The sequence below is a fragment of the Actinoplanes sp. NPDC049316 genome (assembly GCF_040677315.1).
Classification (GTDB): Bacteria; Actinomycetota; Actinomycetes; order Mycobacteriales; family Micromonosporaceae; genus Actinoplanes.
Map to the genome: position 1 here is coordinate 114,606 of NZ_JBFAQM010000009.1, position 25,875 is coordinate 140,480.

23 protein-coding genes are annotated in these 25,875 nt (G+C 73.4%); 11 read left to right on the forward strand and 12 right to left on the reverse strand.

What is annotated here, in order from left to right:
• Positions 1 to 217: 217 nt before the first annotated feature.
• Together erpA and AB0K03_RS16555 are read right to left on the reverse strand one after the other, a co-directional pair.
• The gene (gene erpA / locus AB0K03_RS16550) at positions 218 to 592 is read right to left on the reverse strand and encodes an iron-sulfur cluster insertion protein ErpA (RefSeq protein WP_364685082.1); all 375 of its coding nucleotides are present in this window, start codon (positions 590 to 592) and stop codon (positions 218 to 220) included.
• Between the two features lie 102 nt (positions 593 to 694).
• A complete protein-coding gene (locus tag AB0K03_RS16555; protein WP_364685084.1) occupies positions 695 to 1,807 on the reverse strand; it encodes a glycerate kinase in 1,113 nt (370 codons plus the stop codon).
• A 49-nt stretch (positions 1,808 to 1,856) separates the two neighbouring features.
• Between AB0K03_RS16555 and AB0K03_RS16560 the strand changes: the two genes are divergently transcribed.
• The 4 genes from AB0K03_RS16560 (at position 1,857) to AB0K03_RS16575 (ending at position 5,677) form a co-directional block, all read left to right on the forward strand.
• Complete coding sequence (locus AB0K03_RS16560) at positions 1,857 to 2,006, forward strand: hypothetical protein (protein WP_364685086.1); 150 nt, start codon at positions 1,857 to 1,859, stop codon at positions 2,004 to 2,006.
• Between the two features lie 52 nt (positions 2,007 to 2,058).
• Positions 2,059 to 3,237: a quinolinate synthase NadA gene (nadA, locus tag AB0K03_RS16565; RefSeq protein ID WP_364685088.1), complete on the forward strand. Its 1,179-nt coding sequence runs from the start codon at positions 2,059 to 2,061 to the stop codon at positions 3,235 to 3,237.
• Between the two features lie 215 nt (positions 3,238 to 3,452).
• Complete coding sequence (murA, locus tag AB0K03_RS16570) at positions 3,453 to 4,808, forward strand: UDP-N-acetylglucosamine 1-carboxyvinyltransferase (protein WP_364685090.1); 1,356 nt, start codon at positions 3,453 to 3,455, stop codon at positions 4,806 to 4,808.
• 239 nt (positions 4,809 to 5,047) lie between these two features.
• A complete protein-coding gene (locus AB0K03_RS16575) occupies positions 5,048 to 5,677 on the forward strand; it encodes a DUF3043 domain-containing protein (protein WP_364685092.1) in 630 nt (209 codons plus the stop codon).
• A gap of 23 nt (positions 5,678 to 5,700) precedes the next feature.
• Here the strand turns inward: AB0K03_RS16575 and AB0K03_RS16580 are convergent, their stop codons facing one another.
• Both AB0K03_RS16580 and AB0K03_RS16585 read right to left on the reverse strand, forming a co-directional pair.
• Complete coding sequence (locus AB0K03_RS16580) at positions 5,701 to 6,009, reverse strand: AzlD domain-containing protein (protein ID WP_364685094.1); 309 nt, start codon at positions 6,007 to 6,009, stop codon at positions 5,701 to 5,703.
• Positions 6,003 to 6,761: an AzlC family ABC transporter permease gene (locus AB0K03_RS16585; RefSeq protein ID WP_364685096.1), complete on the reverse strand. Its 759-nt coding sequence runs from the start codon at positions 6,759 to 6,761 to the stop codon at positions 6,003 to 6,005. Before AB0K03_RS16585 ends, AB0K03_RS16580 begins: the two co-directional genes overlap by 7 nt.
• A 65-nt stretch (positions 6,762 to 6,826) precedes the next feature.
• On the opposite strand from AB0K03_RS16585, the gene AB0K03_RS16590 reads away from it, so the two are divergent.
• On the forward strand, positions 6,827 to 7,384 hold the full coding sequence (locus AB0K03_RS16590; protein ID WP_364685098.1) for an XRE family transcriptional regulator: 558 nt from the start codon (positions 6,827 to 6,829) through the stop codon (positions 7,382 to 7,384).
• Between the two features lie 2,118 nt (positions 7,385 to 9,502).
• Here the strand turns inward: AB0K03_RS16590 and AB0K03_RS16595 are convergent.
• The gene (locus AB0K03_RS16595; RefSeq protein WP_364685100.1) at positions 9,503 to 9,796 is read right to left on the reverse strand and encodes a hypothetical protein; all 294 of its coding nucleotides are present in this window, start codon (positions 9,794 to 9,796) and stop codon (positions 9,503 to 9,505) included.
• A gap of 445 nt (positions 9,797 to 10,241) precedes the next feature.
• On the opposite strand from AB0K03_RS16595, the gene AB0K03_RS16600 reads away from it, so the two are divergent.
• Both AB0K03_RS16600 and AB0K03_RS16605 read left to right on the forward strand, forming a co-directional pair.
• The gene (locus tag AB0K03_RS16600) at positions 10,242 to 13,178 is read left to right on the forward strand and encodes a WG repeat-containing protein (RefSeq protein WP_364685101.1); all 2,937 of its coding nucleotides are present in this window, start codon (positions 10,242 to 10,244) and stop codon (positions 13,176 to 13,178) included.
• A 22-nt stretch (positions 13,179 to 13,200) separates the two neighbouring features.
• Complete coding sequence (locus AB0K03_RS16605) at positions 13,201 to 14,199, forward strand: aldo/keto reductase family protein (RefSeq protein ID WP_364685103.1); 999 nt, start codon at positions 13,201 to 13,203, stop codon at positions 14,197 to 14,199.
• Positions 14,200 to 14,367: 168 nt separating this feature from the next.
• Here the strand turns inward: AB0K03_RS16605 and AB0K03_RS16610 are convergent, their stop codons facing one another.
• The 5 genes from AB0K03_RS16610 to AB0K03_RS16630 form a co-directional block, all read right to left on the reverse strand.
• Positions 14,368 to 14,895 carry a PepSY domain-containing protein gene (locus AB0K03_RS16610; protein ID WP_364685105.1) on the reverse strand — a complete coding sequence of 176 codons (528 nt, stop codon included), beginning with the start codon at positions 14,893 to 14,895 and terminating at the stop codon, positions 14,368 to 14,370.
• Between the two features lie 309 nt (positions 14,896 to 15,204).
• Positions 15,205 to 16,551 carry an ATP-binding protein gene (locus AB0K03_RS16615; protein WP_364685107.1) on the reverse strand — a complete coding sequence of 449 codons (1,347 nt, stop codon included), beginning with the start codon at positions 16,549 to 16,551 and terminating at the stop codon, positions 15,205 to 15,207.
• Positions 16,544 to 17,221, reverse strand: coding sequence for a response regulator transcription factor (locus tag AB0K03_RS16620; protein WP_364685109.1), 678 nt, complete (start codon positions 17,219 to 17,221; stop codon positions 16,544 to 16,546). Before AB0K03_RS16620 ends, AB0K03_RS16615 begins: the two co-directional genes overlap by 8 nt.
• Positions 17,222 to 17,291: 70 nt before the next feature.
• Positions 17,292 to 18,122 carry a site-2 protease family protein gene (locus tag AB0K03_RS16625; RefSeq protein WP_364685111.1) on the reverse strand — a complete coding sequence of 277 codons (831 nt, stop codon included), beginning with the start codon at positions 18,120 to 18,122 and terminating at the stop codon, positions 17,292 to 17,294.
• Entirely contained in the window at positions 18,119 to 18,316 is a 198-nt protein-coding gene (locus AB0K03_RS16630) for a hypothetical protein (protein WP_364685113.1), read from the reverse strand. Before AB0K03_RS16630 ends, AB0K03_RS16625 begins: the two co-directional genes overlap by 4 nt.
• 249 nt (positions 18,317 to 18,565) lie before the next feature.
• Between AB0K03_RS16630 and AB0K03_RS16635 the strand changes: the two genes are divergently transcribed.
• Positions 18,566 to 20,368, forward strand: coding sequence for a bifunctional adenosylcobinamide kinase/adenosylcobinamide-phosphate guanylyltransferase (locus AB0K03_RS16635; RefSeq protein ID WP_364685115.1), 1,803 nt, complete (start codon positions 18,566 to 18,568; stop codon positions 20,366 to 20,368).
• Positions 20,361 to 21,083 (forward strand): adenosylcobinamide-GDP ribazoletransferase, encoded by a 723-nt coding sequence (locus AB0K03_RS16640; RefSeq protein WP_364685117.1) that lies wholly within the window; start codon positions 20,361 to 20,363, stop codon positions 21,081 to 21,083. The genes AB0K03_RS16635 and AB0K03_RS16640 overlap by 8 nt, the downstream gene beginning before the upstream one ends.
• Before the next feature lie 9 nt (positions 21,084 to 21,092).
• Here AB0K03_RS16640 and gcvT read toward each other — a convergent pair whose 3' ends face one another.
• Positions 21,093 to 22,196 (reverse strand): glycine cleavage system aminomethyltransferase GcvT, encoded by a 1,104-nt coding sequence (gcvT, locus tag AB0K03_RS16645; RefSeq protein WP_364685119.1) that lies wholly within the window; start codon positions 22,194 to 22,196, stop codon positions 21,093 to 21,095.
• Positions 22,197 to 22,334: 138 nt separating this feature from the next.
• Between gcvT and AB0K03_RS16650 the strand changes: the two genes are divergently transcribed.
• Positions 22,335 to 23,885, forward strand: coding sequence for a leucyl aminopeptidase (locus AB0K03_RS16650; protein WP_364685121.1), 1,551 nt, complete (start codon positions 22,335 to 22,337; stop codon positions 23,883 to 23,885).
• Between the two features lie 95 nt (positions 23,886 to 23,980).
• On the opposite strand, the gene AB0K03_RS16655 is transcribed toward AB0K03_RS16650, so the two are convergent.
• Complete coding sequence (locus AB0K03_RS16655) at positions 23,981 to 24,301, reverse strand: hypothetical protein (RefSeq protein ID WP_364685123.1); 321 nt, start codon at positions 24,299 to 24,301, stop codon at positions 23,981 to 23,983.
• Between the two features lie 177 nt (positions 24,302 to 24,478).
• Here AB0K03_RS16655 and lpdA point away from each other — a divergent pair, with 177 nt between their 5' ends.
• Positions 24,479 to 25,864, forward strand: coding sequence for a dihydrolipoyl dehydrogenase (gene lpdA, locus AB0K03_RS16660; RefSeq protein WP_364685125.1), 1,386 nt, complete (start codon positions 24,479 to 24,481; stop codon positions 25,862 to 25,864).
• The last annotated feature ends 11 nt before the right edge of the window (positions 25,865 to 25,875 follow it).

Below are 25,875 nucleotides of genomic sequence, written 5' to 3' on the forward strand. Positions count from 1 at the left end.
CGGCCCTCGGGGTCGGGTGCGATTACCCCCGGAGCCTACCGGCCGTTCCCACCGGCGCCACCTCCGCGTCACACGCGAGCCTTCAGTCCGTTTGTGGGTGGCGGTGGGGTGGTTGGAAAGGGGAGGCCGCCCGTTCCGGACGGAACGGACGGCCTCGATGGAAGACACAGTGGTTCTCCAGCGCGCCCCTGGCGTGGCGCGAGGGAAACCGCGCGGCTCAGTGGAAGGAGTCGCCGCAGGCGCAGGAGTTCTGCGCGTTCGGGTTGTCGATGGTGAAGCCCTGCGCGTCGATGCGGTCCGCGAAGTCGATCGTCGCGCCCGCCAGATACGGCGAGCTCATCCGGTCGACGACGACCTCGACACCGCCGAAGTCGCTGACGATGTCACCGTCGAGCGAGCGCTCGTCGAAGAACAGCTGATACCGCAGGCCGGAGCAGCCGCCGGGCTGCACGGCGATGCGCAGGCGCAGGTCGTCGCGGCCTTCCTGCTCGATCAGGGCCTTGACCTTGGTCGCCGCGACGTCGGTCAAAATGACGCCGGTCGGCGCGGCCGTGGTGGCCTCGGTCGACTCGGTGTGCGCTTCAGTAGACACGTGCGGTTCTCCCTGCCGGTCCGGTGATGTGCCGTACCGGCCAACGCTAGCTCTCCGTGGCCGTATTCCCAATCCGGGCGGCCGAGATGTCCGACACGGGCCTCATCGGCTCCACTGCCGGGCCAGCCGCGCCGCGACCTCACGCAGGCCGCGGGCCGGCTCGGCCAGCGCCCGCTCCTCCGAGCCGAAGTGCTCCACCAGGGCGTACGTCTCCGTGACGCCGGCGGCGGCCGCCTCCCGGTAGCCCGTCTCGTTGCGTCCCGCGACCACCACGCAGGGCAGGCCGCGGTCCCGGGCGCCGCCGGCGATCCCCGCGGCCACCTTGCCGCGCAGCGACTGGTGGTCGAAGGAACCCTCCCCCGTGATGACGAGGTCGGCGCGGTCGAGCTGCGCCTCCAGGCCGATGAGCCGGGTGACCAGGCCGATGCCCGAGACCACCCGGCCGCCGAGCGCCAGCAACGCCGCGCCGAGGCCGCCGGCCGCTCCCGCGCCGGGCGTCGCGGCGAGGTTCTCCACCCCGAAGGCCTTCTCCAGTACGCCGGAGAAGTGCTCCAGAGCGGCGTCGAGGCGGAGGACGTCCTCCCGGGTGGCGCCCTTCTGCGGGCCGTACACGTTGCTGGCGCCGTGCAGCCCGAGCAGCGGGTTGTCCACGTCCGTGGCGGCGACGAGGCTGACCTGGCGCAGCTGGGGCGGTCCCTCGAGGCGGGCCGCCGTGCCGAGGACCGCGCCGCCGTACGGCAGGGCGTACCCGCTCTCGTCGACCGGCCCGGCACCCAGCGCGGCCAGCATGCCGGCGCCGGCGTCGTTGACGGCGGAGCCGCCCAGCCCGACCACGACCTCGGTCGCGCCCGCCTCGACCGCCGCGGCCAGCAGCAGGCCGAGCCCGTACGAGGTCGCGACGTTGGGGTCGCGCTCCTCCTGGGTGAGCAGGTGCAGGCCGCAGGCCTGGGCGCTTTCGACGTACGCGGTCGAGCCGGCCAGCAGCACCTCACCGCGCGCGGGCCGGCCGAGCGGGTCGACGGTGGCGACCGGGATCCGGCGTCCGTCCAGCGCCGCCGCCAGCACCTCCACGAAACCGGGGCCGCCGTCGGAGAGCGGGCGCAGCACGCACTCGTCGCCCGGGGCGGTCTCGTGCCAGCCTTCGGCGATCGCCGCGGCGACCTCGGAGGCGGTCAGCGTTCCGGCGAACTTGTCCGGACAGATCAGTACGCGCACGAGGAGAAAGTACAGGTTTCACTCAGGCGCGCCTGGCAACGTTGAGGGCATGCCGACCCTCATGCAGCGCGTGCAGAAGTTCCTCCGCAGCCCTCAGGGACAGCGGCTCGTCGACCAAGGCCGGCGCCAGCTGGCCAAGCCGGAGAACCAGGCGCGGCTGCGCAGGCTGGCGACCCGGATCCAGAGCCGCCGCCGCTGAGTGGTTTAGAACACCGCATCGACGCTCTTGGCAGCGGCAACCTTGTGGAAACATGGGTGCCGTGACCTCGACGTGGACGGAACCCGAGAACACGCCGCTCGCGCTGCTGCTGCTCGGCCAGGGCACCGACCCGGCCAGTGAGCGCGGCGTCGACTGCCCGGGCGACCTGCCCGCGCCCAGCGACCCCGATCTGGTGGCCCGCGCGGCCGCCGCCAAGGCCGCCCTCGGCGACCGCGTCTTCGTGCTGGGCCACCACTACCAGCGCGACGAGGTCATCCAGTTCGCCGACGTCACCGGCGACTCCTTCAAGCTCGCCCGCGAGGCCGCGGCCCGTCCGGACGCCGAGTTCATCGTCTTCTGCGGCGTGCACTTCATGGCCGAGAGCGCCGACATCCTGACCGGCCCGGAGCAGAAGGTCGTGCTGCCCGACCTGGCGGCCGGCTGCTCGATGGCCGACATGGCCGTGCTGGGCCAGGTCGAGGCCGCCTGGGACGAGTTCACCGACCTCGGCATCGCCGGCGACGTCGTCCCGGTGACGTACATGAACAGCTCCGCCGACATCAAGGGCTTCGTCGGGCGCAACGGCGGCGTGGTCTGCACCTCCTCCAACGCCAAGCGGGCGCTGACCTGGGCGTTCGAGCAGGGGCAGAAGGTGTTCTTCCTGCCCGACCAGCACCTGGGCCGCAACACCGCGGTGCTCGAGATGGGCTTCTCGCTCGACGACTGCGTGCTCTACGACCCGCACAAGCCGCACGGCGGGCTCACCCCCGAGCAGCTGCGCGACGCGAAGATGATCCTGTGGCGCGGGCACTGCTCGGTGCACGGCCGCTTCACGCTCGACAGCGTCCGCGAGGTGCGCGAGCGGGTCCCCGGCGTCACGGTCCTGGTCCACCCGGAGTGCCGGCACGAGGTCGTGCGCGCCGCCGACCAGGTCGGCTCGACGGAATACATCATCAAGGCCCTGGACAACGCGCCCGCCGGGTCCGCCTGGGCGATCGGCACGGAGCTCAATCTGGTACGCCGACTCGCGCTCGCCCACCCGGACAAGCAGATCATGTTCCTCGACCGGACGGTCTGCTACTGCTCCACGATGAACCGCATCGATCTGCCGCACCTCGTGTGGGCGCTGGAGGAGCTGGTGGCGGGTCGGGTACCGAACCAGATCACCGTCGACGCGGACACCGCGAAGTACGCCCGGGTAGCCCTCGACCAGATGCTCGCCCTGCCGTAGAAATCACTGTGAGTGACCGGCGATGAGCCCTGCGCTCCGCCGCACCTTTTTGTTGCCTTAATCATCAGGGATTCGTGCCGCGTTGGGCGATCTGGTGATTTCTGCAACGGTCACTCAGGGCTATGCTGCCCGGGCGGCTGCCGTGGGTTCCCCCACCCGCGAGGCAGCACCCCTACTCGCTCGGGCGCGTCGATGCGCCCCTTTCGGAGGTTGCGTTGACCGACGACGTCCTGGCCGTACACGGCGGTACGCCGCTGCACGGGCAGATCCGGGTCCGTGGCGCCAAGAACCTGGTTTCCAAGGCCATGGTGGCCGCCCTGCTGGGCGAGACACCGAGCCGCCTCTTCGACGTGCCGCGCATCCGCGACGTGGAGGTCGTCCGCGGGCTGCTCGGCCTGCACGGCGTGAAGGTGTCCGACGGCGCCGACGAGGGCGAACTGGTCATGGACCCCACCAACGTGGAGAGCGCCAGCAGCGACCAGATCAACGTGCACGCCGGCTCGTCGCGGATCCCGATCCTGTTCTGCGGACCGCTGCTGCACCGGCTCGGGCACGCGTTCATCCCGGACCTCGGCGGCTGCCACATCGGCCCGCGCCCGATCGACTTCCACATCCAGGCGCTGCGCCAGTTCGGGGCGATCGTCGACAAGACGCCCGAGGGCATGCACCTGACCGCGCCCAACGGGCTGCACGGCACGAAGCTCGAGCTGCCGTACCCGAGCGTCGGCGCCACCGAGCAGGTGCTGCTCACGGCGGTCCGCGCCGAGGGCGTCACCGAGCTGCGCAACGCGGCGATCGAGCCGGAGATCATCGACCTCATCTGCGTGCTGCAGAAGATGGGCGCGATCATCACCGTGCACACCGACCGGGTCATCGAGGTCCTCGGTGTGCCCCGCCTGCACGGCTACAACCACAAGCCGATCCCGGACCGCATCGAGGCCGCCAGCTGGGCCGCCGCCGCGCTCGCCACCCGCGGCGAGATCGAGGTGCTCGGCGCCCAGCAGGCCGACATGATGACGTTCCTCAACGTCTTCCGCTCGATCGGCGGCCAGTTCGAGGTCACCGACGCGCGGATCTCCCGCGCCGGCGTCACCGGCGTCGAGGGCGGCATCAAGTTCTGGCACCCCGGCGGCGAGCTGCAGGCCGTCGCGCTCGAGACGGACGTGCACCCCGGCTTCATGACCGACTGGCAGCAGCCGCTGGTCGTCGCCCTGACCCAGGCCCGCGGCCTGTCGATCATGCACGAGACGGTGTACGAGCAGCGCCTGGGCTACACCGAGGCGCTCAACTCCATGGGCGCCACGATCCAGGTCTACCGTGACTGCCTCGGCGGCACCCCCTGCCGCTTCGGCCGCCGCAACTTCAAGCACTCCGCGGTCATCGCCGGCCCGAGCAAGCTGCACGCCGCCGACCTGGTCATCCCCGACCTGCGCGCCGGTTTCAGCCACCTCATCGCGGCGCTGGCAGCCGAGGGCACGTCCCGCGTCTACGGGGTCGACCTGATCAACCGCGGCTACGAGGACTTCGAGGGCAAGCTCGCCGCGCTGGGGGCGCACGTCGAACGCCTCTGATCGCTTTCCCAGCGGTCTTCTTCGCGCTCCTTTTGCTCAGCGCGCATCTCGGTCAGCGGCGCGGCGGGTTCCTCCCGGCCGCGCCGCTGAATCTTCTGTCCCTTCTTCTGTCCGGCGGCTCTCTTACCGGCGGCGCGTCTCTTCTGTCCGGCGGCTCTCTTACCGGCGGCGCGTCGCTCGTCCACAGGGATCGGCGGCGCGGTTTCAGGTTTGGTGCGGCTCTTGGCTACGCTGCTGGGGTGTCCTCGCTGTTTCGCCGCAAGTCCCCCGATCTGGTCGCCGACGCCACCGCCACGGTGACGCCCGAGCCGGATACCACGCCGCGCCCCAAGGGCTACACGCCGTCGAAGAAGGAGCTCGGCAGGGAGACGCCGAAACGGCAGAGCTCCCAGCGCCGGCGCGAGGCGGTGAAGGCCCCGGCCAACCGCCGCGAGGCGTACAAGCAGATGCGCGAACGCCAGCGCGCCGAACGCGCCGAGGCCTCGGAGGGCATGCGCGCCGGCGACGAGCGCTACCTGCTCGCCCGCGACCGCGGCCCGGAACGCCGCCTGGTCCGCGACATCGTCGACTCCCGCCGCACGGCCGGCACCTGGTTCTTCGTCGGCGCGATCATCGTCTTCATCGGCTCCACCGGCGCGATGCCGTACCAGATCCAGCTCGCGGCCAACCTGCTCTGGGCGATCCTGGCCCTCAGCGTGGTCATCGACAGCATCCTGATCTCGCGCCGCATCAAGAAGCGCATCACGGAGAAATTCCCGAACACGACGCAGCGGATGGGCTCGCTCTATCTGTACGGCATCATGCGAGCGCTGACGTTTCGGCGGATGCGGGTGCCGAAGCCGCAGGTGGCGCTCGGCACCAAGATCTGACCCACCGCGCCCCGGCGGCCGGGTCAGGCGACGCCGGCCAGCCGGAGCAGCGCGGCGGTCGCTGCGGCCGCGACGACGACCAGCACGAACGGCGCCCGCCGCCAGGCCAGTAACGCACCCACCGCGACGCCGGCCGGCCGCGCCACCCCGGCGAATGCCGCGCCCTCCGTCAGCGCGGCCGTCATCGCCAGGGCGGCCAGCAGGGTCGTCGCCGCCATGGGCAGCAGCCGCTGCAGCGGGTCGGAGAGGACGAGCCGGTCGCGGAGCACGACGCCGCTGAGCCGCAGCGTGTAGGTGCCGATGCCGAGCACGACGATCGACGCGATCAGCATGACGCCTCCGACGGGCGACGGTCCGGGCGCGCAGCCGCGGACGGGTCAGATGTCACCGTGACCGCCGGCGCAGACCCCGGCGTGCGGAGGCTCGGGACGAACAGCACCGCCAGCCCGAGCAGTGCGCACAAGACCGGCAGCCCCGCCGGCAGGACCGGCGTGGCCAGCACCGCCACCGCCGCCCCCGCGAGCGCCGCAGCCCGGGTCGCGCGGTCGCGCAGCGACGGCAGGATCAGCGCGATCAAGCCGGCCGGGAACGCCGCGTCCAGCCCCAGCGCGGCCGGGTCGCCGGTGGCGCCGCCGAGCAGGACGCCGAGCGCCGTACCCGCGTTCCAGGATGTGAAGAGCGTGATGCCGATCAGCCAGTACGTACGGCGGCGGCGGGCGGGGTCGGGTTCGCGCAGGGTGAAGGCGACGACCTCGTCGGTCATGAGGTGGCTTCCGACGAGCCGGTCCCGCCACCGCTCACCGACGGTCCTGGCGACGGCCAGGCCGAACGGCAGGTGCCGGGCGTTGAGCAGCAGGCCCGCGACGACGGCGGCGACCGGGTTGCCGGCCGCGATCAGGCCGACCGCGAGGAACTGGGCGCCGCCGGCGAACACCACGGTCGACATGGCGAACGGAACCCAGGTCGGGAGGCCGTACGCGATCGCGATGGCCCCGAACGATGCGCCCACCGCGATCATCGCCGCGGCGATCGCGGCCGCGTCGCGCAGGAGCGCGCGGTCCACCGTTCGTTTTGGCGTACGCATGGTTCACAATAATGAACGCCAGCCGTGCGTTCGTCAAACCGAACGAACCGACCGACGGAGTGAACATGTCGCAGCCCGCTCCCCCGCTCGCCACGATCGCCGCCGCCCTGCGCCGGGAACGGGAACGCGCCGGGATCTCGCTCGCCGAACTGGCACGCCGGGCCGGGCTGGCCAAGTCGACGTTGTCGCAGCTGGAGAACGGCACCGGGAATCCCAGCATCGAGACGCTCTGGTCACTCGGGGTCGCGCTCGGCGTACCGTTCAGCCGGCTCGTCGAGCCGCCCGCTCCGGCCGTACGCGTCATCCGGGTCGGCGACATCCCCCGGCTGCAGGCCGACCAGGCCGACTTCGCCGCCAGCTTGCTCTCCGCCGGATCTCCGCACACGCGGCGCGACCTGTACGTGATGGAGCTCGAACCGGGCCAGCCGCGCGACGCCGAGGCGCACATCCCGGGCAGCGTGGAGCACGTGGTCGTCGCCGCCGGACGCCTGCGCGTGGGGCCGGCCGGCGACTACGTCGACCTGGGGCCCGGCGACTACGTGGGCTTCCCCGGCGACGTGCCGCACCATTACGAAGCCCTCGAGCCGGGCACGTGGGCGGTTCTCGTCATGGAACACCGCTGAGGGCGAGCGGCTCGACCGGCGGACGGTGACGCTACGGTGAGCAACCACTGCCCCAACCAGACGAACGCGCGAGCTTCTCGGCCGTCGTACCCGGCCGGGGCCGACCCGGCCGAGACGCGTGACACTGCGGGAACCCGAAGGCGGTGTCCGTGAACGATCCGGCTATGGTCGCCCGCCGGTAGGTCGTGTACCTCCGGAAACCCGGCCATGCAAGCGCACCGAACGTAGCGCCCGGGCCCCGGAACGGACGACCGGGAGAGATCCCGGGCACCCTGGCGTCGAGGCCGTGCACGCCGCTAATCTCCTTCCACAACCCCCGCAGCGGAGCCGGGCGACTGGACCCGGAGGCCTGCCCTGCCACCGAGCAATTTCCGACAAGGTGGATCGTCGTGACGCACCGTAGCCAGGCATCCGGCCGATGAACGGCTGGAGCTCACAGCTCGGTGCGGGCGGCTGGGACGACGAGCCCGCCTGGGTGTACGAGATCACCTGGGAATGGGAGCCGCTGCCGGGCCAGCGCTACCCCGGCGACCCGGGCCGCCGGCGGGCCGTCCACCAACCCGTGTACGACGCCTCCGCCGCGGCCGAGGCGGCAGCGGCCTGGGACGCGGACTTCCGTACCATCGCGCAGGCCTCGGCCCCGCCCGCGCGCCCGATCTCCCCGGCGGCGGGCCGCGCGACGGTCGGCCGTCCCCCGCAGCCGCCACCGTCCTGGAACGGTCCGGCGGACTCCCCCGCGTCCACCCATCACGCTTCGGCGCTTCCCCCGGAGGCGCCGCACCGGCCGGAGCCGTCGTCCTACCGGACCGACCCGTCTCCTCACCGGGCCGAGCCGTCGTCTCACCGGGCTGAGCCGTCGTCCTACCGGGCCGAGCCGTCGTCCTACCGGACCGACCCGTCTCCTCACCGGGCCGAGCCGTCGTCTCATCGGGTGGAGCCGTCGTGGAATCGGCCGGTGCCGCTGCCGGACCGGCTGCCCGAGGGTGACCAGCGGCAGTCCCGGCAGCCCGCGAACCTGCGCCGCCCGGCGGTTCCTCCGGACGGTATGCATCAGCACTCCGGACGCGAGTCAACGGCACCGCGGCCGACGGCGGCCGACGACCCGTTCTACGGACCCCGCCAGGCGCCCCACCGGTCGGCGCCACCCCCGCACCCGGCCCCGCACCCCGCGCCGCCGGACACCCGCCACCCCGCGCCGCGCCTGGTGCCGCCCGACCCGCGCTGGGCGCCGCCGGTCGACCCTCGCCCGGGCACCCCCGAACCGTGGTCACCGCCCCGATCGGCGCCGCCGTCACCGGCACCGGAGACGTGGTCACCACCGCAGGCGGCTCCGGCCGCGCGCTCCCGCCCTCCGTCGTCCGAGCCGGCCGTTGGCGCGCCCCCGCCTTCCCTGCCTCCTGAGTCCGCGCATCCTGGGCCCGCGCATTCCGGGCCCGCGCATTCCGGGCCCGCGCATTCCGGGCCCGCGCATTCCGGGTCCGCGCATTCCGGGTCCGCGCGTCCCGGGTCCGCGCCGCCTTCGGTGGACGGCTGGTCACGGCCTGCCTCGGCACCTCCCGCAGCACCTCCCGCAGTGCCTCCCGCAGCACCTTCCGCGGCGGAGGGCTGGTCACGGCCGCGGTCCGCGCCTCCGGCGTCCGGCTCGTGGTCGCCGCCGCGCTCGGGACCGCCGGCGGCCGCGCGCCCGGTTCCGGTCGAACCCCCGCTTGGCCAGCACGCTCCCGAGCGTCGGGGCCAGGACCCGCGCCTGGCTTCGCCGCACGAGGGGCGGCAGGCGGCGGCGTACGGTCCCCCTACCGACCCTCGGCAGGCCGCGCCCTATCCCGCCCACGACACTTCCCCGTACGCCGCGCGGGAGGCGTCGCCGTATGTCGCGCGCCGGGCGGACCCGTACGCTCCGCAGGCCGATGCGCCCTATGCGCCGCCGGCGGATCCGCGCCACGCGCCGTCAGCAGACCCGCGTCACGCGACCGCGGCTGATCAGCGCCGCCCGGGCGAGCCGGTGCAGCGGCCTGCCACGCCGTACGGCTCCCCCGCCGTGCCGCGGCGGGGAGCCCACAGCCTGGAACCGCCGACAGACCCCCGCTTTCCGGCACCGCTGCGGACACCGCCTCCACATCACACCCCGGAACCGGCCTCGGCCTGGCACGGGACCGAACCGGCCGGACCGGAGACGACCCAGCCGATCATGCCGGCGGCCGGTCTACCGGCGGCAGCATCCGCCGGCGCCCCGGCCGAGGTGCGCCCGGTCCCGACGACGCGCCCAATATCCCCGCCGGTCGCGCCCGCCGCGACGCCTGCGCCGACCACCCCGCCCGTGCCGCCGACTGCGCCGCTCGCACCGACCCCAGCCGCGCCACCGGCCGCGACGCCCGCGCCGACCCGGCCGGTGCCACCCATCGCCACGCCCACGCCGACCCCGCCCGTGTCGCCGGCGGCGACGCCTGCCCCGACCAGCCCGCCGGTGTCGCCGGCTGCGCCGCCGCTCGCGGCGCGGCAGCCCCAGGCGCCGGTCGTGCGGCCGGTGTCGGCCCAGCCGGCGCCGCCGGTGGCGCGGCCCGTCTCGGGAGCGCCGGCGGCCTATCGCCCCGCACCTGCGACGCCGCCATACGAGCCGCAGCCGCAGCAGGCTCCGCGGCCGGCGGAGGTTCCGCAGGGACGCCCCGAAGCAACCCCGACACCAGCGCCACAGGTCTCGCCAGTGCCTCCGGCACCGGCAGCGGCGCCCCCCGTATCGGCACCGGCACCGGCACCGGCACCGGCTGCGGTACCACCCGCTCCGGCACCGACAGCGGCCGAAGGACCGACTGCCACGCCGACGCCAACCCCCGCCCTGGCACCGGGTACGACGCCGAACGTGGCGCCCATCGCCACCTCGCAGACGCCGACGTCGGTGGAAGCCGAGGGCGCCTCACCGGCGCCGGAAGCACCGGTCGCCCCGTCGTCCTCGGAAACAGCGATCAGCTCCGCATCCCCGGATGCAGTGGTCACCCCGCCGGCCCCCGTCACAGCGGTCACCCCGGCAGCCCTCGACGGGGCCGGCACGGCACCGGCTGCCGCAGAACTCGCGCCCGCCGGCCGCGACGAGGACGCGCCGGCCGAAGTGGCGGCCACCTCGACCACACCCGAAGCGGACGTCGCCACGCCGGCGCCGGCTGCGACGGATGTGACCTCGGCGGAGGCCGCTGAATCGACCGCAACGGCCGCGGACGGGAATGACGAGCCGTCCAGCACCGATGTGCCGGTGGCCGACGAGGTACAGCCGGAAGCGGAGGCCGAGACGCCATCCCGGCCCATGGCGGCGACCGCCGACACGCAGGCGGCAGAAGCTGACCGGAGCACTGCGCCGGCCTCGGATGACGCGGTACGCCGGGACGTAGCCACCGCCGCGGACAGGGTGGCGATGGTCGAGCGGCCCGCCGACGAAGCGCCCGAGGGTGAGACGCCGACCGGGCCGGGCGACCGGGCCGGCGAGGACGAGGGACCGGTCGAGGTCGTCGTCGACGTGCCGGTCGCTGTCGTGGATGCCGAGGGCGAGGTCGTCGAAGCCGAAGTCGTCGAGCCTGACGTCGTGGACGCCGACGTCGACGAGCCGGTCGCCGTCGAGGTCGCCCCAGCCGACGCGCATGTGCCCGTGGCCGCCGAGCCACCGGTCAATGCGGAGATCATCGAGGGTGCCGCGGTCGAGGAGGTGCCCGGCTCGCAAGAGGACGCCGCGCATCAGGACGTGCCCCACCTCCAGGAGAGCGCTCCCGGACCAGCCGAACCGCAGGCCGAACCGCCAGCCGAACCCCCAGCTGAACCGCAGGCCGCGCCTGCGGACGAAGGCGCGCAGCAGGCCGACGAGGACGAAAGCGCGCAGGCCGACGACCGAAGCACCCAACAGCCGCCGGAGCCGGCCGCGGACCAGCGCCCAGCAGAGACGGCCGCGGACGAAAGCTCCGCAGAGACGGCCGCGGACGAAAGCCCCACAGAGACGGCCGCGGGTGAAGGCGCGGCGGATGAGCCCGCGGGTGGCGGCCTCGGGTGGTTGCTGTCGATGAGCGGGCTCGGCGCCGTGACCGCCGATCCGGATTCGATCCCGGTCTCGCCCGCCGTGACGCCGGTCAGCGCCGCGCCCGTGCCCGAGCCGGTCAGCGCCGCCCCGGTCCGGACGGACTGGTTCTCCCCCTCGGCGGAGAACCAGATCGTGACCCCGCGCGAGACGACGGACGAACCGGCCGAGACCGAAACGCCCGAGACGGAGACACCCGAGACCCGGACACCCGAGACGGACACGCTGGAGGCCGAGACGCCGGAAGAACGGCCCGCGGAGACCGAGACCACGGGAACGCAGCCCTCCGAGACGGCCGCCGCAGAAACCCCGGCCCCCGAGACGGAGGCTGTTGAAAGCGAGGCGGAGCGGGCCGTCCGCGCGCCCAGCATGCAGCTGCCCACCCTGTCCGTGCCTCCCCCGCCGGAGCCGGAGCTCGAGCCCGTACCCGCGCTGCCGGACCCGGAGCAGCTGCTGGCCGCGTACGCCCGGGAAGTTGATCCCGTCACCTTGCGCGAGACGGTGGCCGAGCCGGACCGCTTGCGGGCGCTCCGGGATCGGTTGACCGACCGGTTGGAGTACGCCGAGCGGGATTCCGTCCGGGCCTGGTTGCTGAGCCTGCGGGCGGTGGTGAGCCGGCTGCTCGGGGAGTACGGCCGCGCGCTCGCCGACGGGCGGGAGTCGCTGCGGCATGCCGAGGCGACCGGGGACTTGCGGCAGATCGCCGTCGTGCAGGCGCGGCTGGCTCAAGTGCAGCAGTGGCGGGGGGACTTCGCGGAGGCCGACCGGTTGTACGAGGAGGCGAATTCCGTCGAGTTGCCCGGGCGGCTGCGGGCCGAGATGCACGTGAATGCCGGGAAGTCCTGTTACGAGCAGGGGCGGTACCTGGAGGCGTGCAACCATTTCGAGCTCGCTCTGGAGCTGCGGCGGGTCGAGGATCCGGACCTGGTGGCGCGGACCGAGGCGGCGCTGGACGCGGTGATGGCGCGGGTTCAGGAGGCCGGGTGGGGTCCTTACCCGCGTTCGCGGGAGGAGATCCTGCAGCAGAGCCGTCCGCCGCAGCCGGCTTCCGACTACGAGACCGGGCTCGTCGGGTACGCCGACGGCAACGGCGACGTGGTCATCCCGGAGTCGTTCGCCGACGCCCAGCCGTTCCGTGAGGGCGCCGCGTGGGTACGCCGTCCGCACGCCGCCGCCTGGGAGCTGATCGACGAGACCGGGGCGCTGCTGATCGACGAGTCGTCGGCGTACCTGCAGGCCTTGCCGTTCTCGGACGGCCTGGCGTGGGTGTCGCGGGATCCGGTCGGCGGGTGGTTCGCGGTGGACTGGCACAACCGGGTGATCGTGCCGGGCGGGTTCGACGACGTGCGGCCGTTCCGGCGGGGTGTGGCGCCGGTGCTGCGCGGCGGCTGGGGTGCGATCGACCGGCACGGGCGGATCATGGTGCAGCCGAAGTACCGGGCGTTCGCCACCGAGCTGAGCGCCGGCGGGCCGGTGGACGGGTTCACCGAGGAGGGCCTGGCGGTGGTGGACGCCGGTGACCGGTACGGCGTCGTGGACCGTACGGGTCAGCTGCGGGTGCCGCCGGTACACGCCCGGCTGATCGTGCACCCGGCCGCATACATCGTCGGCGACTGGGAGGGCCGCTGGGGCGCCCTGGACCGAGACGGGGAGCCGATGGTCGACGTCACGCACCGCGACCCCGCCGAGGTGGTGCAGGAGATCGAGCGGAAGGTCTCGGACAACAGGCCGGTTCTGTAAGGAGCGGGTAGGGTCGGCGGTCATGGAGTTCCGTCACCTCGGCCGTTCCGGTCTCATGATCAGCGAGATCGCGTACGGCAACTGGATCACCCACGGTTCCCAGGTCGAGGAGGAGGCCGCCGCCGCGTGCGTGCGGGCCGCCCTCGACGTGGGCATCACCACCTTCGACACCGCTGACGCGTACGCCGGCACCGCCGCCGAGGAGGTGCTGGGCCGGGCGCTGAAGGGCGAGCGCCGCGAGGGCCTGGAGGTCCTCACGAAGGTCTACTGGCCCACCGGTCCCGGGCCGAACGACCGCAGCCTGTCCCGCAAGCACGTCATGGAGTCGATCCACGGGTCGCTGCGGCGGCTGCAGATGGACTACGTCGACGTCTACCAGGCGCACCGCTTCGACAACTCGACGCCGCTCGAGGAGACGATGCAGACGTTCGCCGACATCGTGCACTCCGGCAAGGCGCTCTACATCGGCGTCTCGGAGTGGACGGCGGAGCAGATCCGCGCGGGCCACCGGCTGGCGCAGGAGCTGAAGTTCCAGCTCGTCTCGAACCAGCCGCAGTACTCGATGCTGTGGCGGGTCATCGAGGCCGAAGTGGTGCCTACCTGTGAGGAGCTCGGCCTGGGCCAGGTCGTGTTCTCGCCGATCGCGCAGGGCGTGCTGACCGGCAAGTACGAGCCGGGCAAGCAGCCGCCGGCGGGTTCGCGCGCCACCGACGACAAGTCGGGCGCCCAGTTCATCCAGCGCCTGATGACCGACGAGGTGCTGACCACCGTGCAGAAGCTCCGGCCGCTCGCCGAACAGGCCGGCCTGTCGATGGCGCAGCTGGCGGTCGCCTGGGTGCTGCAGAACAGCAACGTGTCCGCCGCGATCATCGGTGCGTCCCGGCCAGAGCAGGTGTACGACAACGCCAAGGCCTCCGGCGTACGGCTGGAACCGGAGCTGATGGCGGCGATCGACGATGTCATCGGCGTCGTGGCCGAGCGGGACCCGGCGAAGACGGTGAGCCCGGAGCGCCGACCCTGACGGCCTCGCGGGGCCCTGTCCGGCGGACAGGGCCTCGCTTGCCTCACGTGCCATCGGTCTCTCCTCACGTGTCCCTGGTCCGGCCGCACGTGTCCCTGGTCCGGCCTCACGCGTCCCCGGTCTTGCCTCACGTGTCCCCGGTCTTGCCTCACGTGTCCCCGTCTCGCCTTACTTGTCCTGGGTCTTGGTGAGCACCTTGAACGCGGCGTCCAGCTCGACGTCCCACTCGGTGTTGTCGGTGGCGCGAACCTCGACCTCCCACGCGGCGCCGCCGTCGTCGCCGGCCTCCACATCGGTGATCGTGCCGCCGGGGACGGCCGTGCGGGCCGCGGCCTCGGCCGACCTGCGCTCGGCGGGGGTCAGCTGACGCTCGGCGGTGTCACCCTCAGCACCCTCGGACTCCTGGGCGAGCACCTTGAGGTCCTTGTCCAGCGCGACGTCCACCTCGGTGCCGTCGTCCTTGCGGACCTCCGCCTCATACGCCTCGCCCGTGTCGTCGCTGGTCTCCACGTCGATCACCGTGCCGCCGCCGACGGCCTGGACCGCTGCGGCGCCGACGCGATCACGCTCGCTGCCGTCCACGGTGCCGTCGGCCTGCGCCGCGGAGGTCCAGACCGCGCCGCCGGCGCCGAGAGCGACGACGGTGGCGGCGGTAGCGATGACGGCGCGCTTGCCGCGGAACATGGCGTTCTTCATCGTTGGTGGCCTTTCTCGACTGTGCGGGCTGTCGGGAAACACCCTGCCGGGCCGTCGCTGAAGCCAGCCTGAACGCACCTGAAGGTCCTTTCAGCGACCGCCGGGCGGCCGCATCAACCGCGGTCCGGCAACAACGCCGACCCCCGCCGGCCAGCCGCACCAACCGCCGGCCAGCCGCGCCGACCCCCGCCAGCCGCGCCAACCCCGCCAATCCCCGCCAGCCGCGCCAATCCCCGCCGATCCCCGCCGGCCAGCCGCGTCAACCGCCGCCCGGCAGAGCCGGATCAGCCGCCGCCGAGGGCGGCCTTGTCAGTCGCCGGCGGGCAGCCGGGCGGTGAACCGGGCGCCGCCCAGCGGGGAGTCCGAGATCTCGACGGTGCCCTCGTGCGCGGCGACGATCTCGCGGACGATCGCGAGGCCCAGCCCGCTGCCGCCGGCGTCGCGGGCGCGCGCCTCGTCGAGCCGGACGAACCGTTCGAAGACGCGCTGCCGGTGCTCCTCGGCGATCCCGGAGCCGTCGTCGTCGACGGTCAGCTCGACCGTGTCGCCGGTCCGGCGTACGGCGACGGCGATCCGCGCGCCGGCGTGCCGGGCGGCGTTGTCCACGAGGTTGCGCACCACCTGGGCGAGCGAGGCCGGGTCGCCGCGTACGCGTCCGCCGCCGATCCCGGACGTCTCCGCAGTGAGCCCGGACCGGGTGACGCGGCCGGCCTCCGCCAGCAGCAGGTCGTCGAGGTCGACGTCCTGGCGGGTACGGGCGACCGCCCCGGCGTCGGCCCGGGTGAGCACGAGCAGCTGCTCGACGACCCGTTGCATGCGGGCCGCCTCCTCCAGCACCGTCGCGGCGAGCCGGCCCTCGGGCATCGCGCCGGGGTGGGTGCTCGCCACCTCGGCCGCCTGCCGGATGCCGGCCAGCGGGGAGCGCAGCTCGTGCGAGGCGTCCGCGACGAACTGCCGCTGCCGGTCGCGGGACTCCTGCAGCCGCCCGAGCATCCGGTTCATGGTTCGCGCCATGAGGTGGATCTCGTCGCGCGTCGGCGGTTCCGGCACCCGCCGGTCGAGCCGGTCGCCGGTGATCTCCTCGGCCTCGCGGCGGATGCGTTCGACCGGGGCGAGAGCCCCGATGACCACCGTCCACGTCGTACCGGCGACGAGCACCAGGACCAGCGGCAGCCCGAGGAGCAGCGGAGTGATCAGCGCGGTGGTCGAGTTGGCGACCTCCTCCAGCGACACCGCGACCGCGACCCGGTACGCCCGCCCACCGGTCTCGGCGTCGTCGGTCACCACGACGTACGGATGCTCGGCACCGGGGAGCCGGGCGTCCCCGGTGTCGTGGTCCGGCAGGGACGCTGCCAGGGGCTGGGAGGAACGCACGACGGTGCCGCCGGCCGCGAGCACCTGCCACACCAGCTCGTCCGGCTCGTCGTCGTCCTCGGCGTCGCCCGGCTCCGGCGCCGGCAGGCCGGTGCTCTCGATCTGCGTGACCAGCGCGGACAACCGCTGCTCGGCGTTGCCCTCGAGGCCGTCGCGCAGCGAGTGGCGGACCAGCGCGACCAGCGCCGCCGCGCCGGCGAGCAGGGCGACCGCCACGACCACCACGGCCGCGACCGTCGTCCGCACCCGCACCGAGGCGCGGCTCCACCGGGATTCAGCCACCGTCGCTGGCCAGCCGGTAGCCGGCGCCGCGCAGGGTCTGGATCGCCTCGCGGCCGTACGGGCGGTCGATCTTGTTGCGCAGGTGGCGGACGTACACCTCGACGATGTTGGGGTCGCCCTCGAAGTCGCCGCCCCACACCGCGTCGAGGATCTGCCGCTTCGACAGCACGTCGCCGCGATGCCGGGCCAGGAAGAGCAGCAAGGAGAACTCCCGCGCGGTGAGCTCGAGCTCGGCGGCACCACGCCAGACGCGCCGAGCCGACGGGTCGAGCCGGATGTCACCGACCTCGAGCTGGGTGGGGCGCTCGCGTGCTCCCCGCCGGGCGACCGCCCGCAACCGGGCCACCAGGACGGGGAACGAGAACGGCTTGGTCAGGTAGTCGTCGGCACCGGTGTCGAGCCCCTCGACCTGGTCCCACTCGCCGTCCTTGGCGGTGAGCATGAGGATCGGCGTCCAGTCCTTCTCCGCCCGCAGCGTGGCGCACACGCGATAGCCGTTGATCTGCGGCAGCATCAGGTCGAGCACGATCGCGTCGTACTCGTTCTCCCTGGCCAGCCACAGCCCGTCGACGCCGTCGTGCGCCAGGTCGACGGCGAAGCCCTCCGCCTCCAGCCCGGCCCGCAGGGAATCGGCCAGCCGCCGCTCGTCGTCGACGACGAGTACGCGCATGGGGACCTCCGTGCCGTCGGGGACGTCCATCGTCGCCCACGCCGGCTGAACGTCCCCTGAAAGCCGGGTCCTACAGGTCCGACCAGAAGCGCATGAAGAAGAGCCCGATCTCGCCCAGCCCGTCGGGCAACCCCAGCGCCCCCGCGATCCAGCCCACCAGTGTGAAGAACCACACGTTGATGCGTGACTGCCAGAGCAGCACGAACAGCAGGATGAACCCGTACGGCGCGAAGAGGTTGTACGCGCGCTGGTACGGCGGGCTCAGCCACGGGTGCAGGATGTTGCCGCCGTCCAGCCCGGGCACCGGCAGCAGGTTCAGCACGCTCGCCGTCACCTGCAGGAACGCCAGCGCCGCGAGCCCGAGCCAGAAGGCGCCGTGCGAGCCGCCGACGACGATCTCGCCGCTCGCGTCGCGGTACAGGTCGATGTCGCGGCCGGCGCCGAACGCGAACGGGGCCGCGAGCAGCAGTGCGAACACCACGTTCGTCGCCGGGCCGGCCGCGCTGATCAGCGACTGCTTCGCCTTGCTGCGGACGTACGCGTGGTCCACCCAGACCGCGCCGCCGGGCAGGCCGATGCCGCCGAGCACGACGGCGACCAGCGGCAGCACGATCGACAGCACCGGGTGCGTGTACTTGAGCGGGTTGAGGCGCAGGTAGCCGCGCTCGGCCACGCCCCGGTCGCCGGAGAAGTACGCGATCAGCGCGTGCGCGTACTCGTGCAGGCACAGCGACAGCACCCAGCCGGAGATGACCAGCAGGAACACGTCGACGCGGACGTTGCCGTACCCGGTCCAGGCCATCCACGCGCTCACCGCGACCAGCGCGACGATGCCGACGAAGACCGGGCTGGGCAGGAAGGCGCTGCGCGGCGTCCCCCGGCTGAGCTGGAAGCTGCTCACTCGGCCGGCAGCAGACTCATCTTGTAGTCGACCCGGTCGTCCTCGACCAGGATGACCTGGGTGACCCCGGCGGCGGCCAGCTCGCGCCACGCCTGGCCGATCCACGACTCGGCGTCGGCCTGGCTGCTGAACGTCTCGGCCGGGCCGGCCACGGGCTGCCCGTCGACGCCCTCGTACCGCCAACTCCACGGCATGCGGTCGTCCTCCTCATGTGGCGGGGTGTGCTTGCATCCCACCCTACGGTGTACCCGCCGCCGCGCCCGCCCGGGCGCGCACGGACCGGTCCGGCCCGGCCCGCCCACGACGAAGAAGGGCCGCGGCAGGACAGGTGGAGGGCCACGGCAGGACAGGTGAAGGGCCGCGGCAGGACAGGGGAAGGGCCACGGCAGGACAGGGAAGGGTCGGGCCGCATGATGGCGGCGGACGGATCTAAGGTACGGGGCATGTCTGCTGACGGGTGGAGTTCGGTCCTGGTGCTCGGCGGGATCCGATCCGGCAAGTCCGCGTTCGCCGAGTCGCTGGTGGCGGCCGCCCCCTCGGTGCGTTACGTCGCCACTGCCGTGGGCGGCGAGGACGATCCCGAGTGGCGGGGACGCATCGAGGCGCACCAGCGGCGCCGGCCGCAGGCGTGGACCACCGAGGAGACCGGCGCCGACCCGGCACGCCTGGCCACGCTGCTGGCCGAGGCGAAGCCCGACGAGACGCTGCTCGTCGACGACCTGGGCGGCTGGGTGGCGGCGTTGCTCGACCCGGCGAACCAGCCCAACGACGACGTGGCGACCGTGACGGCGCTGGCCGAGGCCGTGCGGACCTCCGCCGCCCGGGTGGTCGTGGTGAGCCCCGAGGTCGGCCTCTCGCTGGTGCCGGCGACCGCCGTGGGGCGCGCCTTCGCGGACGCGCTGGGTACGGCGAACCAGGCCCTGGCCGACGCCTGCGACCGGGTGGCGTTCGTGGTGGCGGGCCGCCCGACGTGGCTGAAGACGGGCGCCGCCGAGCCGGGCATCGTGACCGACGTGCAGGCTGAGGACGGCGCTGCAGAGATTCCCGCGCACGACGCGATGGCCGCGGCGACCCCGCCCGCACGGCTGGCCGCAGTCGCCACCGCGGCACCCGCCAAGCCGCTCGGCACGGCGGAGAAAACGGATAGACCTGAATTCGCCGTCGAACACAACGGGGTCATCGAGGTCGGGATGGACCTGCCGCTGCCCGACGGCGACGCCGGCCCGGACTCCCGCGACCGTCTGGAACGCGTCGACCTGCCCGGCGCGGGGATCGGCGCGCTGATCGAGGCGGTCGAGTTCGCCGCCGGCACACAGGGCACCGCCACCCCGCGGCCGTGGGGCCGGGTACGCGTGCTGCTGGTCGACGGCCGGCACGACGGCGGCGCGGCCGCGGGCGCCGACCCGCGGGACTCGGACCGGCGGGCCGCCGAGGCGGAGACCGGCGAGGGCGCGCTCGCCCGGCTGGCGGCCACCGCCGACGCCGACGTCACCGTGGTCCGGGTGCCCGCGTCCGGCGCGATGGAGGACGGCCCCGTGCTGGACGAGGCGTCTGTGGACGCGGCCCTGCGTCAGGGCTGGGAACTGGCCGCCGCGGCCGCCGGCGAGGGACGCGACGCCCTCGTCATCGGCTCGTGCGGCACCGGGACGGATGCGGCCGCCACCGCCGTGGTCGCGGCGACCACCGGGGCGGAGCCGGTCGCCGTGCTGCCCAGGGTGCTCGTGCCGGGCGGACGCTACGACGACGAGGCGTGGATGCGCCGCTGCGCCGCGGTCCGCGACGCGATGCACCGCATCCGGCAGGAGCCGCGCGGCGCCAAGGACGTGCTGGCCCAGCTCGGCGGCGCGGACCTCGCCGTGGCCGCGGGCGCTGTGCTCGGCGCGGCGGCCCACCGGATGCCGGTGCTGGTGGACGGCCCGGTGGGCATCGCGGCGGGGCTCGTCGCCCGGGACATCTCCTCGCAGAGCCGGCTCTGGCTGCTGCTCGCCGACGCGGGCCGGCTGGAGCTGGTCCGCCAGGGCGCCGACGTGCTGGGCCTGACCCCGGTGCTGGACCTCGGCCTCGACCTGGGTGAAGGCGCGAACGCGCTGGCCACCCTGCCGCTGCTGCGGTCGGCGATCGCCCTGGCCGGCTCACTGCCGGTGCACCCGGCCCTGCTCACGACCCCCGGCGACGACGGGCTGAGCGACGACGACGCCGAGTTCGCCGAGCCCGAGCCGGGCGGTCCCGGCCCGGCCCGTGCTTGACGGTCCCCGCCTGGCACTGACCACCCTGACGGTCCTGCCGGTCCGCGCCGGACGGATCGACCGGCAGGTGGCGGCCCGCGCGATGAGCCTCGCCCCGGTGGTGGGCGCGTTGCTCGGTCTCGCGCTGGCCGGTGTGCACGCGGCCCTGCCGGCCGGGGCGCTGGGCGCCACCGTGACAGTGGCCGTGGGCGTGCTGCTCACCCGGGGGCTGCACCTGGACGGGCTCGCCGACACTGTGGACGCGCTGGGGTCGTACCGGACCGGCGACGCGGCGCTGGAGATCATGAAGAAGCCGGACATCGGCCCGTTCGGTGTCGCGGCGATCGCCCTGACGCTGCTCATCCAGGCCGCCGCCCTCACCGAGGCAGGTCCGTGGGCGATCGTCGCCGCGTGGGCCGCCGGGCGGCTGGGCATCGTGCTGGCCTGCCGCCGGGGCGTCCCGGCCGCGCGTCCCGAGGGCCTCGGTGCGCTGGTCGCCTCCACCGTGCCCACCCCCCTGGCGGCGGCCATCGGCGTCGCCGTCGCGGCGGCCGGGGTGTGGGCGGTGCCGGACCGGCCCTGGGCAGGCCCGGCAGTCGTCGCCGTCGTCGTGGTGGTCGTGCTGCTGCTCCTGCGGCACGCCGTACGCCGCTTCGGCGGCATCACCGGCGACGTCCTCGGCGCGCTCACGGAGCTCGGGACGACGCTGGCCCTGTGCGGCCTCGTGCTGGCGTAGAAGCCGGGGTCAGCGCACCGAGGTCTGCACGAACGGCGGCTTCACGATCCGCGCACCGGTCCGGCGGCCCCGGATGTCGATCTCGACCTCGTCGCCCTCGGCCAGCCCGGCCGCCGTGTCGAGCAGCGCCAGCGCGATCCCGGCCTTCTTCGTGGGCGAGAACGTGCCGCTGGTGGTCTCGCCGACGAGCGTGCTGCCCGCGTACACCTGCATGTGTCCCCGCGGGACGCCGCGGCCCGTCAGCTCCAGGCCGCGCAGCGACCGCCGGGGTCCCCGCTCCTTCTCGGCCAGCAGCGCGTCGCGGCCCCAGAACGCGGGCTTGGACCAGCCGACCGCCCAGCCGGAGCGGGCCTGCACCGGGGTGATCTCCAGCGACAGCTCCTGGCCGTGCAGCGGATAGCCCATCTCGGTACGCAGCGTGTCCCGCGCGCCCAGACCGCAGGGCCGTACGCCGGCCCGCACCAGAGCGTCCCACACCCTGGTCGCGTCGTCCCACGGCACGACGAGCTCGTAGCCCACCTCGCCGGTGTACCCCGTGCGGCACACGATCAGCTCGACGCCGTCGACGCGGCCGGTGGAGAACGACATGTACTCGTGCTCGACCGGCAGCCCGAGCGCCTTGACGGTGTCCGGCGACTGCGGGCCCTGCACCGCGAGGACGGCGTGATCGCGGTGCTCGTCGCGTACCAGAATGCCCGCGGGAGCGGCGGCACTCAGCCGGCGCACGACCTCGGCGGTGTTGGCCGCGTTCGGGATGAGGAACACCTCGTCCGGCCCGACCAGGTACGCGATGAGGTCGTCGACCACCCCGCCGGTCGCGTCGTCGCAGCAGAGCGTGTACTGCGCCTTGCCCGGCCGGATGCGGCCCAGGTCGTTGGTGAGGCAGGCGTTGACGAACTCCGCCGCGCCCGGCCCGGACACCCGCGCCTTGCCCAGATGGGACACGTCGAAGACGCCGACGGCCTCGCGGACGGCGGCGTGCTCGCGCAGCACACCACCGCCGGCGTACTCCAGCGGCATCTCCCAGCCGCCGAACGCGGCGAACTTGGCGCCCAGAGCGCTGTGGCGCTCGTGCAGGGGCGAACGGAGCAGAGGCGTGGCGTCGGTGGACATGAGTGGCAACTTACCCGTGACCTTGCATGTGGTTAGCATCGGCGGGACACCGCCGTCCGGGCGACCCGCACCGGACGGACCATCCGCTGGAGCCGCCCACGAGGGAGCTCCGGCCCCAGTCGCCCGCGGAGAGCCCGAGTGACCCACCCCGCCCCCTCATTGAGCCTGGTCGACAGCGACCCCGCCGAGCTGGCCGTCGATGCGCTGGTCATCGGCCTGCACAGCCAGCCGGACGAGGCCGGTGCGCTGCTGCCCGCGGCCGGCGCGGAGAGCATCGCCGCCGCCTTCGACGGCCGGCTCACCGCGACCCTGGCCCTGCTGGGCGCGACCGGCGCGCCCGGCGAGGTGACCAAGCTCGCCACGCTGGGCACGGTCACCGCTCCGCTGATCGTCGCGGTCGGCCTCGGCGACGAGCCGTCCGGTTCGGCGCCGGCCCCGGAGACGCTGCGCCGCGGCACGGGCGCGGCCGTCCGGGCGCTCGCCGGCAGCGGCACCGTGGCGCTCGCCCTGCCGGTGCCCGACGACGCCGACGCGCCCGGCGTGCTGCGCGCGATCCTCGAAGGCGCGCTGCTGGGGTCGTACCGGTTCGCCGGTTACAAGACCAAGCCGCAGCCGGGCCGCCGCGAGCCGGTCGCCGCGCTGCAGGTGGTCGTCGCGGATGCGGCCGACGCCGCCGCGGGCGCCGAGGTCACCCGCGCCGAGGCGGTCTCCCGGGCCGTGCGCCTGACGCGCGACTGGGTCAACACCGCCCCCAACAACCTGCGGCCCCCGGCGTTCGCCGACGCGGTCGTGGCGGCCGCCGACGGCACCGGCCTCGAGGTCGAGGTGCTGGACTTCGAGCAGCTGAAGGCGGGCGGCTACGGCGGCATCGTCGCGGTCGGCCAGGGCTCCGAGGCGCCGCCGCGGCTGGTCAAGCTCAGCTACACCCCCGAGGGCGTGGAGAACCCCAAGCGGGTCGCGCTCGTCGGCAAGGGCATCACCTTCGACACCGGCGGCATCAGCATCAAGCCCACCGCCGGCATGTGGGAGATGAAGTCCGACATGGCCGGGGCCGCCGCGGTCGGCGCCACGATGCTCGCCGTCGCCGCGCTCAAGCCGGCCGTCGCGGTCACCGGCTACCTCGCCATGGCGGAGAACATGCCGTCGGGCACCGCGTACCGGCCGGGCGACGTCATCACGATGTTCAACGGCAAGCGCGTCGAGGTGCTCAACACCGACGCCGAAGGCCGCATGGTGCTGGGCGACGCCATCGCCCGCGCCTGCGCCGACGGCACCGACTACGTCTTCGAGACCTCCACGCTGACCGGCGGCCAGGTCGTCGCGCTCGGCAAGCGCATCGCGGGCGTCATGGGCGACCCGGAGACCTGCGAGCGGGTCAAGGCCGCCGGCGAGTCGGTCGGCGAGCCGGCCTGGCCGATGCCGCTGCCGGACGACGTGCGCAAGGGCATGGAGTCGGAGATCGCCGACATCAGCCAGGTCAACGCGAGCATGGACCGCGCCGGCCACATGCTGCAGGGCGGCGTGTTCCTCCGCGAGTTCGTCGCGGAGGGCGTGCCGTGGGCGCACATCGACATCGCCGGGCCGTCCTACCACACCGGCGAGCCGACGGGTTACTGGACGAAGGGCGGCACGGGCGTCCCGGTCCGCACGTTCCTCGCGCTCATCGACGACGTCGCCGCCAACGGATAAGACCTTCACAGGTACGGGCACAGCAGGCGCGCGTGACACACGCCGCGCCTGCTGCCGTCCCGGCCTCGCCGCGCAGCCGCCGGCCGGGTCGGTGCTCAGGCCGGGCGGCGCTTCTGGCGGGCGTTGTAGTCGCGCATCCGCTGCGGGTAGCCCATCAGCCGGATGTCGTAGATCGGCATCGCCAGCTGGTGGGCGAAGCGCCGGGCCGCCTCGGGCGACTCGATGCGCCGGCGGGTCCACTCGCCGTCGTGCGCGATGAGCAGGATCGTGGTCTCGGTCACCGTGGTGCGGGGCTCGATGAACGCCTCCACACCGCGACGCGACCGGACGAACTCGGCAAGATACTCGAGATCGGCGCGATCCGCAGGTCGTCCACTGGTGCGGGTGGGCTCCTTGCGCCGCCGGAACCAGGCCACGAACCCTCCTCAGCAGTCGACTGCCGCAAGGGTACGTGTTGAGCACGTGTCGTTGGGCACCTGACTGCGTCCGTCGGTTCGTCAAGTGACAAGATGAGCTGGACAGCTGTGACCGTTTCCACCATGTGACCCGTGGGGTAACGGCAGATCACCGACGGCAGCGATCCGGGAGTAGACGTGAGCCAGCCTGGCGGAACCTTCGACATCGTGATCCTCGGCGCCGGCAGCGGCGGGTACGCGGCCGCCCTGCGCGCGGCCGAGCTGAACCTCTCGGTGGCGCTGATCGACAAGGCGGAGCTGGGCGGCACCTGCCTGCACCGGGGCTGCATCCCCACCAAGGCGCTACTGCACGCCGCGGAGCTGGCCGACCAGACCCGTGAGAGCGAGCAGTTCGGTGTCAAGGCGGACCTCGTCGGCATCGACATGGCCGGCGTCAACGCGTACAAGGACGGCGTCGTCGGCCGCCTGTACAAGGGCCTGCAGGGCCTGCTCAAGCAGGACAAGATCACCGTGGTGCAGGGCGCCGGCAAGCTGGTCTCGCAGGACACCGTCGAGGTGGACGGGCAGCGTTACACCGGCCGCAACGTCATCCTCGCCACCGGTTCCTACTCGCGGTCGCTGCCCGGCCTGGAGGTCGACGGCAAGCGCGTCCTGACCAGCGAGCACGCGCTCAAGCTCGACCGGGTGCCCAGCTCGGCGATCGTGCTCGGCGGCGGCGTGATCGGCGTCGAGTTCGCCAGCGTGTGGAAGTCCTTCGGCGCGGACGTGACGATCCTGGAGGCGCTGCCCCGGCTCGTCGCCGCCGAGGACGAGGACATCTCGAAGGCGGTCGAGCGGGCGTTCCGCAAGCGGAAGATCAACTTCAAGGTCGGCAAGCCGTTCGAGAAGGTGGAGCACACCGAGAACGGCGTCCGGGCCACCATCGCCGGCGGCGAGACCGTCGAGGCGGAGATCCTTCTGGTCGCCGTCGGCCGCGGCCCGACGACCCAGGGCCTGGGCTACGAGGAGCAGGGCGTCACCCTGGACCGCGGCTTCGTCATCACGAACGAGCGGCTGCACACCGGCGTCGGCAACATCTACGCGGTCGGCGACATCGTCCCCGGCCTGCAGCTGGCGCACCGCGGCTTCCAGCAGGGCATCTTCGTCGCCGAGGAGATCGCCGGCCTGCGCCCGGCCGTCATCGACGAGGCCGGCATCCCGCGCGTCACCTACTCCGACCCCGAGGTCGCCTCGGTCGGCCTCACCGAGGCCAAGGCCAAGGAGCAGTACGGCGCGGACAAGGTCTCGACGTACAACTACAACCTGGGCGGCAACGGCAAGAGCCAGATCCTCAAGACCCAGGGCTTCGTCAAGCTGGTCCGGGTCGAGGACGGTCCGGTCGTCGGCGTGCACATGGTCGGCGCCCGGATGGGCGAGCTCGTCGGCGAGGCGCAGCTGATCTACAACTGGGAGGCCTTCCCGGCGGAGGTGGCCCAGCTGGTACACGCGCACCCGACGCAGAACGAGGCGCTCGGCGAGGCCTTCCTGGCGCTCGCGGGCAAGCCCCTGCACGCACACGCCTGACCCCAACCAGC

What these genes read in the sequence shown, in the direction of transcription:
- AB0K03_RS16585 (WP_364685096.1), bottom strand. Translation starts at nt 6,761, where the DNA reads ATGCGTACGCCAAAACGAACGGTGGACCGCGCGCTCCTGCGCGACGCG.
- gcvT (WP_364685119.1), bottom strand. Translation starts at nt 22,196, where the DNA reads ATGTCCACCGACGCCACGCCTCTGCTCCGTTCGCCCCTGCACGAGCGC.
- AB0K03_RS16635 (WP_364685115.1), top strand. Translation starts at nt 18,566, where the DNA reads ATGTCTGCTGACGGGTGGAGTTCGGTCCTGGTGCTCGGCGGGATCCGA.
- AB0K03_RS16620 (WP_364685109.1), bottom strand. Translation starts at nt 17,221, where the DNA reads ATGCGCGTACTCGTCGTCGACGACGAGCGGCGGCTGGCCGATTCCCTG.
- nadA (WP_364685088.1), top strand. Translation starts at nt 2,059, where the DNA reads ATGGGTGCCGTGACCTCGACGTGGACGGAACCCGAGAACACGCCGCTC.
- AB0K03_RS16590 (WP_364685098.1), top strand. Translation starts at nt 6,827, where the DNA reads ATGTCGCAGCCCGCTCCCCCGCTCGCCACGATCGCCGCCGCCCTGCGC.
- AB0K03_RS16610 (WP_364685105.1), bottom strand. Translation starts at nt 14,895, where the DNA reads ATGAAGAACGCCATGTTCCGCGGCAAGCGCGCCGTCATCGCTACCGCC.
- AB0K03_RS16630 (WP_364685113.1), bottom strand. Translation starts at nt 18,316, where the DNA reads ATGCCGTGGAGTTGGCGGTACGAGGGCGTCGACGGGCAGCCCGTGGCC.
- AB0K03_RS16605 (WP_364685103.1), top strand. Translation starts at nt 13,201, where the DNA reads ATGGAGTTCCGTCACCTCGGCCGTTCCGGTCTCATGATCAGCGAGATC.
- AB0K03_RS16580 (WP_364685094.1), bottom strand. Translation starts at nt 6,009, where the DNA reads ATGCTGATCGCGTCGATCGTCGTGCTCGGCATCGGCACCTACACGCTG.
- AB0K03_RS16560 (WP_364685086.1), top strand. Translation starts at nt 1,857, where the DNA reads ATGCCGACCCTCATGCAGCGCGTGCAGAAGTTCCTCCGCAGCCCTCAG.